The sequence below is a fragment of the Bauldia sp. genome (genome assembly GCA_037200845.1).
In the GTDB taxonomy this organism is placed as follows: domain Bacteria; phylum Pseudomonadota; class Alphaproteobacteria; order Rhizobiales; family Kaistiaceae; genus DASZQY01.
Genome location: JBBCGQ010000001.1, coordinates 2054284 through 2065551, shown reverse-complemented (window position 1 = coordinate 2065551; position 11268 = coordinate 2054284). Strand labels below are relative to the sequence as shown.

The 11268-nt window shown below is 65.0% G+C and carries 9 protein-coding genes and 1 tRNA gene; 8 read left to right on the top strand and 2 right to left on the bottom strand.

Going from position 1 to position 11268, the window contains the following annotated elements:
- Positions 1–111 precede the first annotated feature (111 nt).
- On the bottom strand, positions 112–1521 hold the full coding sequence (gene glnA, locus WDM94_10125) for a type I glutamate--ammonia ligase (protein MEJ0012962.1): 1410 nt from the start codon (positions 1519–1521) through the stop codon (positions 112–114).
- 212 nt (positions 1522–1733) lie between these two features.
- Positions 1734–2072 (bottom strand): P-II family nitrogen regulator, encoded by a 339-nt coding sequence (locus WDM94_10120; GenBank protein ID MEJ0012961.1) that lies wholly within the window; start codon positions 2070–2072, stop codon positions 1734–1736.
- A 295-nt stretch (positions 2073–2367) separates the two neighbouring features.
- On the opposite strand from WDM94_10120, the gene WDM94_10115 reads away from it, so the two are divergent.
- From WDM94_10115 to WDM94_10080, 8 genes are all read left to right on the top strand, one after another.
- The gene (locus WDM94_10115; protein ID MEJ0012960.1) at positions 2368–3864 is read left to right on the top strand and encodes an NAD(P)H-hydrate dehydratase; all 1497 of its coding nucleotides are present in this window, start codon (positions 2368–2370) and stop codon (positions 3862–3864) included.
- 92 nt (positions 3865–3956) lie between these two features.
- A complete protein-coding gene (locus WDM94_10110; protein ID MEJ0012959.1) occupies positions 3957–4127 on the top strand; it encodes a hypothetical protein in 171 nt (56 codons plus the stop codon).
- Positions 4128–4223: 96 nt separating this feature from the next.
- A tRNA-Leu gene (locus WDM94_10105) sits at positions 4224–4308 on the top strand.
- Positions 4309–4393: 85 nt separating this feature from the next.
- The gene (gene tig / locus WDM94_10100) at positions 4394–5746 is read left to right on the top strand and encodes a trigger factor (protein MEJ0012958.1); all 1353 of its coding nucleotides are present in this window, start codon (positions 4394–4396) and stop codon (positions 5744–5746) included.
- Between the two features lie 132 nt (positions 5747–5878).
- The gene (clpP, locus tag WDM94_10095; GenBank protein ID MEJ0012957.1) at positions 5879–6535 is read left to right on the top strand and encodes an ATP-dependent Clp endopeptidase proteolytic subunit ClpP; all 657 of its coding nucleotides are present in this window, start codon (positions 5879–5881) and stop codon (positions 6533–6535) included.
- Between the two features lie 194 nt (positions 6536–6729).
- Positions 6730–7998, top strand: a complete 1269-nt coding sequence (clpX, locus tag WDM94_10090) for an ATP-dependent Clp protease ATP-binding subunit ClpX (GenBank protein MEJ0012956.1) — start codon at positions 6730–6732, stop codon at positions 7996–7998.
- 182 nt (positions 7999–8180) lie between these two features.
- A complete protein-coding gene (gene lon / locus WDM94_10085) occupies positions 8181–10616 on the top strand; it encodes an endopeptidase La (protein MEJ0012955.1) in 2436 nt (811 codons plus the stop codon).
- A gap of 194 nt (positions 10617–10810) precedes the next feature.
- Positions 10811–11086 (top strand): HU family DNA-binding protein, encoded by a 276-nt coding sequence (locus WDM94_10080; protein MEJ0012954.1) that lies wholly within the window; start codon positions 10811–10813, stop codon positions 11084–11086.
- Positions 11087–11268: the final 182 nt, after the last annotated feature.

Here is an 11268-nt window from a genome sequence, read left to right as displayed (position 1 = left end):
TGTCTGGAGGAGCGCCGCCATTCCAGCACCGCGGGCGGGGCGGCGCAACGGCGCAAAAACGAAGCGGGGCGCCCGAAGGCGCCCCGCTGGCAATCCAGGGTCAGGGCCCGATCAGACCGAATAGTACATGTCGTACTCGACCGGATGCGGCGTCATCTCGAAGCGCGCGACGTCTTCCATCTTGAGTTCGATGTAGGCGTCGATCATGTCGTCCGAGAAGACGTCGCCCTGCTTGAGGAAGGTGCGGTCCTTGTCGAGGTTTTCCAGCGCCTCGCGCAGCGATCCGCACACCGTCGGGATCTTGCGCAGCTCCTTCGGCGGCAGGTCGTAGAGGTTCTTGTCCATCGCCTCGCCGGGATGGATCTTGTTCTTGATGCCGTCGAGGCCGGCCATCAGCATCGCGGCGAAGGCGAGGTAGGGGTTGGCGCCGGGATCGGGGAAGCGGACCTCGACGCGCTTGGCCTTCGGGTTGTTCGTCACCGGGATGCGGCAGGAGGCCGAGCGGTTGCGCGAGGAGTAGGCGAGCAGCACCGGCGCCTCGTAGCCCGGCACCAGCCGCTTGTAGGAGTTGGTGAGCGGGTTGGTGAAGCCGTTCAGCGCCTTGGCGTGCTTGATGATGCCGCCGATGTAGAACAGGCACTCCTCCGACAGATCGGCGTAGAGCTTGCCGGCGAAGAGCGGCTTGCCGTTCTTCCAGATCGACTGATGGACGTGCATGCCCGAGCCGTTGTCGCCGTAGATCGGCTTCGGCATGAAGGTCGCCGTCTTGCCGTAGGCGTTGGCGACGTTGTGGATGCAGTACTTATAGATCTGCATGTGGTCGGCCATCGTCACCAGCGGGCCGAACTTGACGCCCAGTTCGTGCTGGGCCGAGGCCACCTCGTGGTGGTGCTTCTCGACCTTGACGCCCATCGAGGCCATCGAGCCCAGCATTTCGGAGCGCATGTCCTGGAGGGAATCCAGCGGCGGCACCGGGAAGTAGCCGCCCTTGGTGCGGATGCGGTGGCCGAGGTTGCCCATCTCGTAGTCGGTGTCGGAATTCGACGGCAGTTCGACGTCGTCGAGCTTGAAGCCGGTGTTGTAGGGGGTGACGGAATACTTCACGTCGTCGAAGACGAAGAATTCGGCTTCCGGGCCGACGAAGATCGAGTCGCCGATCTTGGTCTGCTGCAGGTACTTCTCGGCCTTCTTGGCGATCGAGCGCGGGTCGCGGTCGTAGGGCTCGTCGGTCATCGGCTCGAGAATGTCGCAGACGATCGACATCGTGGTCTGCGCGAAGAACGGATCGATCGCCATCGTGTTCGGGTCGGGCATGAGCTTCATGTCGGACTCGTTGATCGCCTTCCAGCCGGCGATCGAGGAGCCGTCGAACATCAGGCCCTCGGTGAAGGCCTCGTCGTCGACCAAGCTAATGTCGAAGGTGACGTGCTGCCACTTGCCGCGCGGGTCGGTAAAGCGGAAGTCGACGTACTTCACGTCCTTGTCCTTGATGGCCTTCAGTACGTCTTTGGCGGTCGTCATTCCTCTTTCCCCTCTGTCAGTCCCCGGTGTGGGTTTGGTTGACCTGTCGGACGGCGTCTGCCGCTCAGGCGGTTCGGATACGCTCGCAGGCCGGTTGGTCGCCGCTGCCGCTGGTACTCGCGGCGGGGCATCGATCGGGGCCTGGGGCGGGGCGCTTTCCACTTCGGGCGGGCGCCGCCGCCGGAAACGAGACCACATGGCTGTGGATAACCTCAAATAGCATCCATGCCGCTTTCGCCCGTGCGAATGCGGACAGCTTCCTCAACGTTTGACACGAAAATCTTGCCGTCGCCGATGCGGCCGGTTTGCGCGGCCTTGCGAATTGCGTCGACGGCGCGCTCGACCATGTCGTCGCCGAGCACGATTTCCACTTTTACTTTCGGCAGAAAGTCGACGACGTACTCGGCACCGCGATACAGTTCGGTATGACCTTTCTGACGGCCGAAGCCCTTCGCCTCAGTGACCGTGATTCCCTGCAGGCCGACTTCCTGAAGCGCCTCTTTCACCTCATCGAGCTTGAACGGCTTGATGATCGCTTCGATCTTTTTCATGCGAACCGCTTCTCCGAAGGGCGGCGGCCGGCTGAGGTACCGGTCAAGGCCGCGGATTGCCCGGCGAATTGCAGACTCCATGCCAGCCGGACAGGGCACAAAGGCGCACGGAACGGACGCCGGAAAAATAGGCTGTCCCGTGCGCCGCACCATGATCGGCGGGGTCTGACGCGTCAATCGCCGATCAAGGATTGGGCAATTGAGTAAAACCGCGCCAATCGACAAGCAATGGGCGACCCGATTTGCCGATCTTCTGGGGGGTGAGGATCGCCACCACCCGGGCTATCGTGGCTCGGTGGGTATCATTGCTGACGCCGCAGAAGTGCTGACGCCGGCCGAGATGGCGCGCGCCGACGAATTGACCATCGCGGCGGGCACCAGCGGTCTGGCGCTGATGGAGCGCGCCGGGCTGGCGGTGGCCGAAGCCGTGCGCCGCGCCGCGCCGACGGGAGCGCGCATTTCGGTGATGACCGGACCCGGCAACAACGGCGGCGACGGCTTCATCGCCGCGCGCATTCTGGCCGAGGCCGGATATGAAGTCAGCGTCGGGCTGCTGGTCGGGCGCGACAAGCTCGCCGGGGATGCGGCCTTCGCGGCGGCGTCGTGGACCGGCTTCACCAAGGGACTGTCGCCGGGCATCGTCGAGGAGGCCGACTTCATCGTCGATGCGCTGTTCGGCGCCGGGCTCGACCGGCCGATCGAAGGCATGGCGGCGCAGACGATCCACGCCATCAACCGCTCGCGGCTGCCGGTGATCTCGGTCGATCTGCCGAGCGGCATCAACGGGCTCACCGGCAAGGCAATGGGCGCCGCAATCGAGGCGAACGAGACGGTGACGTTCTTCCGCATGAAGCCGGGGCACCTGCTGCAGCCGGGGCGGCATCACTCCGGCCGCATCAGCGTCGCCGACATCGGCATCAAGCCGGACGTGCTCGACGTCATCCGCCCGAAGACGTGGCGCAACACGCCGGCGCGCTGGTCGCTGCCGGAGTTCAGCTTCGACCAGAACAAATATACGCGCGGGCACGCTGTCGTCGTCTCGGGTGCGGCGATGCGGACCGGCGCGGCGCGGCTTGCGGCGCGGGCGGCGCTCCGTAGTGGCGCCGGCCTCGTGACGGTGGCGTCGCCGCCGGAGTCGCTTGCCGCCAACGCGGCGCAGCTCACCGCGATTATGCTGCTGCCGATGGACGGGGCCGGGGGTCTGAGCGCGATCCTCGCCGACCAGCGGCGGAACGCGGTCGTCATCGGGCCGGCGCTAGGCCTTGACCAGGACTCTATCGACCTCGTCGAGGTGGCGCTCGGTTCGCGCGCGGCGGTCGTGCTCGATGCCGATGCGCTGACGTCGTTCACCGGCAAGGGCGACCGGTTGTTCGGGCGCATCAAGGCGCGGTCGGCGCCGGTGGTGATGACGCCGCACGAGGGCGAGTTTTCGAAACTGTTCCCGGAGATCGCGCCGGCGGAGTCCAAATTGACCCGCGCCCGCCTCGCGGCGGCACAGTCGGGTGCCGTCGTTATCCTTAAGGGACCGGACACGGTCGTCGCGGCGCCGAACGGCGATGCGCTGATCGCCGACAACGCGCCGCCGCAGCTTGCCACCGCCGGCAGCGGCGACGTGCTCGCCGGCATCGTCGGCGGGCTGCTGGCGCAGGGAATGCCGGTGCTGCAGGCGGCTTCTGCGGCGGTGTGGCTGCACGGCGAGGCCGGCCTTGCCAAGGGCAGGGGGCTGATCGCCGAGGACCTGCCTGAGGTGCTGCCGGCGGTGTTTACCGAACTCGACAATCGCCGCCGCTGACGCCCGCCGCTGGCAGCGGTCTTGCCACCTCCATCCACAAGTCATCCGCGCCGTCCCGATGCGGGATCGGCGTCGCCTTGTGGAGTTCCGGCATGGACCGTCGCTATCCTCTCGTTTCCCTTGCTGTAGTCGCCGGGGCAGCGCTGTTTATCGGGCATACGGCGATGTACGTGCTGCCGCCGACCCTTGCCGGGCTGCCGACGCCGGTCCTGTTGATCCTCGGCATGGCGGGCTCGGTCGCGGCTGCCGTTCGCTTCCTCTGACGGGCCGGAATTAGGCGGCGAATTCCCTTTGAACCCCCGAAAGTCGGGTGTTATAGAGGCGCCGCCTTGCTGGAGCCTCGGCGCCTCTGCCACCGGGCGGGCGTGGCGGAATTGGTAGACGCGCGGGATTTAGGTTCCCGTGACGAAAGTCGTGGGGGTTCGAGCCCCTCCGCCCGCACCACGACGGTCGAGATTCTAGAATTTACGGGCGAGCAAACGCCGGCGGCTCCGGCGAACGTGGATATGTTTGTAAGGGACAGGCGGACATGCAGGTAACCGAGACCCAGGTCGATGGATTGCGGCGCGAGTTCGCCGTGGTCATTCCGGCAACCGAACTGGACAGCCGCCTCGTCGAGCGCCTGACGGCGATGAAGAACGAGGTGCAGATCAAGGGCTTCCGCCCGGGCAAGGTGCCGGTCAGCTACCTCCGCCGTCTGGTCGGCCGTTCCGAGATGGCCGGTATCGTCCAGTCGATGCTGTCGGAAGTCGCGCGCGACACGCTCGCCTCGCGCGGCGAGAAGGCGGTGACGCAGCCGGACTACAAGCTGCCCGAAGACGAGGCGCTGTCCGAGAAGGTGCTCACCGGCGGTGCCGATCTCAGCTACACGATGACCTACGAGGTGATGCCGCACGTCGAGCTCGCCGATTTTAAGAAGATCGAAGTCGAGCGCCCGGTCGTCGCCGTTACCGACGAGGACATCGAGGAGCAACTGAAGCAGCTCGCCGACGGCGCGCGCTCGTTTGCGACCAAGCAGGGTGTCGCCGCGACCGGCGACCGCCTCACCATTTCCTACGTCGGCAAGATCAACGGCGAGACGTTCTCCGGCGGCAGCGACGACAACGCCGTGCTGACGATCGGCGACGGCCGCTTCATCCCGGGCTTCGACGAGCAGCTCATCGGGCTCGCCTCGGGCGACAGCAAGACCATCACCGTCACCTTCCCGGCCGACTACGCCGCCAAGGATCTCGCCGGCAAGGAGGCGACCTTCGACGTGCAGGTCAAGGCGCTCGCCGCGGCCGATGCGGTGGCGATCGACGACGGCCTTGCCGAGCGTCTCGGCCTGCCGGACATCGCCGCGCTCCGCGATACGGTGCGCGACCAGGTCAAGCAGCAGTACACTTTCGCCACCTCGCAGAAGGTCAAGCGCAACCTGCTCGACATTCTCGACAAGCAGCACGATTTCGCGCTGCCGCCGGCGCTGGTCGATCAGGAGTTCGACACGATCTGGCGGCAGATCACCGACGACCTCGCGCGCTCCGGCAAGTCTTTCGCCGACGAGGGCACGACCGAGGAAGCGGCGCGCGCGGACTATCGCAAGATCGCCGAGCGCCGCGTTCGGCTTGGTCTGGTGATGTCGGAAATCGGCGACCGCAACAACATCCAGGTGACCGAGGAAGAGACGCAGCGGGCGCTCGCCGCGCACATGCGGCAGTTCCCGGGGCAGGAGCAGGCGCTGGTCGATTACTACCGCCGCAGCCCGGAGGCGCTGGCGTCACTCCGCGCGCCGATCTTCGAGCAGAAGGTCGTCGACTTCATTCTCGAGCTCGCCAAGGTGACCGACAAGCCGGTGACCAAGGAAGAACTGCTGCGCGACGACGACGAAGAGAAGGTCGCCTAGGCGGCCCAAATCGTTAACGCGCCGGCCCCTTTCGGAGCACGGACTCCTGACTTATCTATACCGCGACCCTGGCGGGGGATTCGCGCTTCCGCCGATTTTCAGCTTCTTCCCGGCCGCGGCCAAAGGACGATCATGACAGACCCCGTCGAACGTTACATGCAGCTTGTGCCGATGGTCGTCGAGCAGACCAATCGCGGCGAGCGCGCCTACGACATCTTCTCGCGCCTGCTTAAGGAGCGCGTGATCTTCGTGACCGGGCCGGTCGAGGATCACATGGCGACCCTGATCACGGCGCAGCTTCTCTTCCTGGAGTCGGAGAACCCCAAGAAGGAGATCGCGATGTACATCAACTCGCCGGGCGGCGTGGTTACCGCCGGCCTCGCGATTTACGACACCATGCAATTCATCCGCCCGGCGGTTTCGACGCTGTGCATCGGGCTCGCCGCCTCGATGGGCTCGCTGCTGCTCACGGCCGGCGCCAAGGGCATGCGCTTTGCCCTGCCCAACGCCCGTATCCTTGTCCACCAGCCGTCCGGCGGGTTCCAGGGCCAGGCGTCGGACATCGAGCGCCATGCCGAGGACATCATCAAGATGAAGCGGCGGCTCAACGAAATCTACGTCAAGCACACCGGCCAGGGCATGGAGACGATCGAGCGGACGCTCGACCGCGACTACTTCATGACCGCCAGCGAGGCCAAGGACTTCGGCCTCATCGACAAGGTGCTGACCGACCGCGCGGCGCTCGATCTGGAGATCGGGGTCAAGGAACCGGTCAAGGTGCTGACATAGTCGAAGTGCCGGGTACCCTTGGCGAAGCTGCTTCGGCTGTTAAGTATCTCTTGAACAAATCGCCGCTACCATGATTGAGTCGCCCTCGGACGATTTGCGTCCGACCCAGCGGGCGGTAAGGTCAGGGTTTGCGGGGCGTATAGAATGCACGGCCGCCGGCGGTTCTCCCGCCAGGGCCCCTTGGGGTAAAAAGAATGAGCAAGGTCAGCGGTAGCGACAGCAAGAACACGCTCTATTGCTCGTTCTGCGGCAAAAGCCAGCACGAAGTCCGCAAGCTGATCGCCGGCCCGACCGTTTTCATTTGCGACGAATGCGTCGAACTTTGCATGGACATCATCCGTGAGGAGAACAAGTCCTCGCTGGTAAAGTCGCGCGACGGCGTTCCGACGCCAACCGAGATCTGCAACGTCCTCGACGACTACGTCATCGGCCAGCGCCACGCCAAGCGCGTCCTCTCGGTCGCCGTCCACAACCACTATAAGCGCCTGAACCACGCCGCCAAGAACAACGACGTGGAGCTCGCCAAGTCGAACATCCTGCTGATCGGCCCGACCGGTTGCGGCAAGACGCTGCTCGCGCAGACGCTCGCCCGCATCCTCGACGTGCCCTTCACGATGGCCGACGCCACGACGCTGACCGAAGCCGGCTACGTCGGCGAGGACGTCGAGAACATCATCCTCAAGCTGCTGCAGTCCGCCGACTACAACGTCGAGCGGGCGCAGCGCGGCATCGTCTACATCGACGAGGTCGACAAGATCAGCCGCAAGTCCGACAACCCGTCGATCACGCGCGACGTGTCGGGCGAAGGCGTCCAGCAGGCGCTGCTCAAGATCATGGAAGGCACGATCGCTTCGGTTCCGCCGCAGGGCGGCCGCAAGCATCCGCAGCAGGAGTTCCTGCAGGTCGACACGACCAACATCCTGTTCATCTGCGGCGGCGCCTTCTCGGGCCTGGAAAAGATCATCTCGGATCGCGGCCGCAAGACCTCGATCGGCTTCTCGGCCAACGTCTCGTCGCCGGAAGACCGCCGCACCGGCGACCTGTTCCGCGAGGTCGAGCCGGAGGACCTGCTGAAGTTCGGGCTGATCCCGGAGTTCGTCGGCCGTCTGCCCATCCTGGCGACGCTGGAAGACCTCGACGAGCCGGCGCTGATCAAGATCCTGACCGAGCCGAAGAACGCGCTGGTGAAGCAGTACGCGCGCCTCTTCGACATGGAGAACACCGAGCTGACCATCCACCCGGATGCCCTGAACTCGATCGCCAAGCGCGCGATCGAGCGCAAGACCGGCGCGCGTGGCCTGCGCTCGATCCTGGAAGCCATCCTGCTCGAGACGATGTTCGACCTGCCGGGCCTCGACGGGGTCCAGGAAGTCGTCATCTCGGCCGACGTGGTCGATGGCAAGGCACGGCCGCTGTACATCTATTCCGACCGCCGCGAAGAAGTCGGTTCAACCGCCAGTTAAGGCCACTCGAGGGGGCCCTAAGGGCCTGCCTTGACACCCCGGGCTCCCGACGCCACCTAATTGAGCCAGCGTCGGGTCAGCGCCCGTTTGATTCATCCTGTAACGTGCGTCCCTACGACCCGCAGCTTGACCGGTAACCCGTCCTCCCTCGGGTGAGGCCGGCAAGAAAGGACGAAAATTAAATGACAACTGAGCATTCCGGTTCGAGTTTGCCTGCCGGCGCGGCTTCGGAAGAGACGTTCCCCGTCCTGCCGCTGCGCGACATCGTTGTTTTCCCGCATATGATCGTGCCGCTGTTCGTCGGCCGCGAGAAGTCGATCCGCGCGCTCGAGGAAGTCATGCGCGCCGACAAGCAGATCCTGCTCGCGACGCAGCAGAACCCGAGCGAGGACGAGCCGACTCCGGAGACTATCTTCAACGTCGGTACGCTCGCCTCCGTTCTCCAGCTCTTGAAGCTTCCCGACGGCACCGTGAAGGTGCTGGTCGAGGGCGTCGGCCGCGCCGAGATCGTGCGCTACACCGGCAAGGAGGCCTACTACGAGGCCCATGCCCATCGCATTGCCGACGTCATCGGCGACGCCGTAGAGGCGGAGGCGCTGACGCGCTCGGTGATGGCCGAGTTCGAAAACTACGTGAAGCTGAACAAGAAGATTTCGCCGGAGGTCGTCGGCGCGGTCGGGCAGATCGAGAATTACTCGAAGGCTGCCGACACCGTCGCCTCGCATCTCGCGATCAAGATTCCCGAGAAGCAGGCGATCCTGGCGCTGCCGACCGTGGTCGAGCGGCTGGAGCGCGTGCTCGGCCTCATGGAAAGCGAAATCTCCGTCCTCCAGGTCGAGAAGCGCATCCGTTCGCGCGTCAAGCGGCAGATGGAGAAGACGCAGCGCGAGTACTATCTCAACGAGCAGATGAAGGCGATCCAGAAGGAGCTGGGCGACTCCGAGGACGGCCGCGACGAGCTCGCCGAGCTGGAAGAGAAGATCGCCAAGACCAAGCTGTCGAAGGAAGCCCGCGAGAAGGCGACCAACGAGTTGAAGAAGCTGCGCCAGATGAGTCCGATGTCGGCCGAGGCGACGGTAGTGCGCAACTACCTCGACTGGCTGCTCGGCATCCCGTGGGGCAAGAAGTCAAAGGTCAAGTATGACCTGAACTTCGCCCAGGAGGTTCTGGACGCCGACCACTTCGGCCTCGACAAGGTCAAGGACCGCATCGTCGAGTACCTCGCTGTGCAGTCGCGCTCGAACAAGCTGAAGGGGCCGATCCTGTGCCTCGTCGGCCCGCCGGGCGTCGGCAAGACGTCGCTCGGCAAGTCGATCGCGAAGGCGACCGGCCGTGAGTTCGTGCGCATGTCGCTCGGCGGCGTGCGTGACGAGGCGGAAATCCGCGGTCACCGGCGCACCTACATCGGATCGATGCCCGGCAAGGTGATCCAGTCGATGCGGAAGGCGAAGAAGTCCAACCCGCTGTTCCTGCTCGACGAGGTCGACAAGATCGGCATGGACTTCCGCGGCGACCCGTCGTCGGCCCTCCTGGAAGTGCTGGACCCGGAGCAGAACTCCTCGTTCAACGACCACTACCTCGAGGTCGACTACGACCTGTCGAACGTGCTGTTCATCACCACGGCGAACACGCTGAACATCCCGCCGGCGTTGATGGACCGCATGGAGATCATTCGCATCGCCGGCTACACCGAGGATGAGAAGGTCGAGATCTCGCGGCGCCACCTGATCCCGAAGATCCTGAAGGAGCACGGGCTGGAGTCGAAGGAATTCTCGATCGACTCGGACGCGCTGCAGATGGTCATCCGCCGCTACACGCGGGAAGCCGGCGTTCGTAACCTCGAACGCGAGCTTGCCACGCTGGCGCGCAAGGGCGTCAAGGAACTGATCCTGGCGAAGAAGAAGACCATCAAGGTCACGCCGAAGGTCGTCGAGGAGTTCCTCGGCGTGCCCCGCTACCGCTACGGCGAGGCGGAGCTCGAGGATGCCGTCGGAATGGTCACGGGCCTTGCCTGGACCGAGGTCGGCGGCGAGCTGCTGACGATCGAAGGCGTCATGATGCCCGGCAAGGGCCGCATGACGGTGACCGGCAACCTGCGCGACGTGATGAAGGAGTCGATCTCGGCGGCGGCATCGTATGTCCGCAGCCGCGCCATCGACTTCGGCATCGAGCCGCCGCTGTTCGAGAAGCGCGACATCCACGTGCACGTGCCCGAGGGTGCCACGCCGAAGGACGGCCCGTCCGCCGGCGTCGCGATGGCGACCGCCATCGTGTCGGTGATGACGGGCATTCCGGTCCGCAAGGATGTCGCCATGACCGGCGAGATCACCTTGCGGGGCAGGGTGCTCCCGATCGGCGGCCTCAAGGAGAAGCTGCTGGCCGCGCTCCGCGGCGGGATGAAGCGCGTGCTCATCCCCGAGGATAACGTCAAGGACCTGGCGGATATCCCGGACAACGTGAAGAGCGGCATGGAGATCATCCCGGTCGCGCGGATGGACGATGTGCTGAAGAACGCGCTGATCCGGACGCCGGAACCGATCGAGTGGGAAGAGCCAAAAGCGCCCGCGACCCCGGCAGTCGCCGAGGAAGAGGCCGCGACCGGGCTCACTGCCCACTAAGTCTCTGATCCATAACGATTATCAGCGCCCGCCCTTCGGCGGGCGCTGTCTTTTTGATCTGTTCGCCAATCCCATCAAAATCGCGGTATTCCGCCGTTTTCACTTGCACGGGGTGCCTTTCCGCAGGATTGTCCCGCCTGAAGCCGGGGGCGGCGATTCGTCGGCCGGCTCTTGATCAGGAAAGGGATTGCTTCATGAACAAGAACGATCTGATTGCGGCCGTCGCGGACAAGACCGGCACCTCGAAGGCCAGCGCCGGCCAGGCGGTCGATGCGACGTTCGACGCGATCACGGACGCCCTCAAGTCGGGCGACGATGTGAAGATCATCGGTTTCGGCAATTTCAACGTCGCCAAGCGCGCCGCCAGCATGGGCCGCAATCCGCGCACCGGCGAGGCGATCAAGATCGCTGCCTCCAAGAGCCCGAAATTCAAGGCCGGCAAGGGCCTCAAGGACGCCGTCAACCGCTAGAGGCGGGTTCCCGCGACCTGATCGGCCCCGCGCAGTGCGCGGGGCCTTATTATTTGTCGAAGGGGGCGCGGCCTCTTCCTGTGCCGACCATCAGCAGCGCAGCCCTGCCTCCTACCCGCTCTTCCCCGCCCAAGCCGGGACTAGGAGGCAGGGCTCGAAACGCGGGGGCCAGTCGCCGCTCC

What these genes read in the sequence shown, in the direction of transcription:
- glnA (MEJ0012962.1), bottom strand. Translation starts at nt 1,521, where the DNA reads ATGACGACCGCCAAAGACGTACTGAAGGCCATCAAGGACAAGGACGTG.
- WDM94_10120 (MEJ0012961.1), bottom strand. Translation starts at nt 2,072, where the DNA reads ATGAAAAAGATCGAAGCGATCATCAAGCCGTTCAAGCTCGATGAGGTG.
- WDM94_10110 (MEJ0012959.1), top strand. Translation starts at nt 3,957, where the DNA reads ATGGACCGTCGCTATCCTCTCGTTTCCCTTGCTGTAGTCGCCGGGGCA.
- tig (MEJ0012958.1), top strand. Translation starts at nt 4,394, where the DNA reads ATGCAGGTAACCGAGACCCAGGTCGATGGATTGCGGCGCGAGTTCGCC.
- clpP (MEJ0012957.1), top strand. Translation starts at nt 5,879, where the DNA reads ATGACAGACCCCGTCGAACGTTACATGCAGCTTGTGCCGATGGTCGTC.
- clpX (MEJ0012956.1), top strand. Translation starts at nt 6,730, where the DNA reads ATGAGCAAGGTCAGCGGTAGCGACAGCAAGAACACGCTCTATTGCTCG.
- lon (MEJ0012955.1), top strand. Translation starts at nt 8,181, where the DNA reads ATGACAACTGAGCATTCCGGTTCGAGTTTGCCTGCCGGCGCGGCTTCG.
- WDM94_10080 (MEJ0012954.1), top strand. Translation starts at nt 10,811, where the DNA reads ATGAACAAGAACGATCTGATTGCGGCCGTCGCGGACAAGACCGGCACC.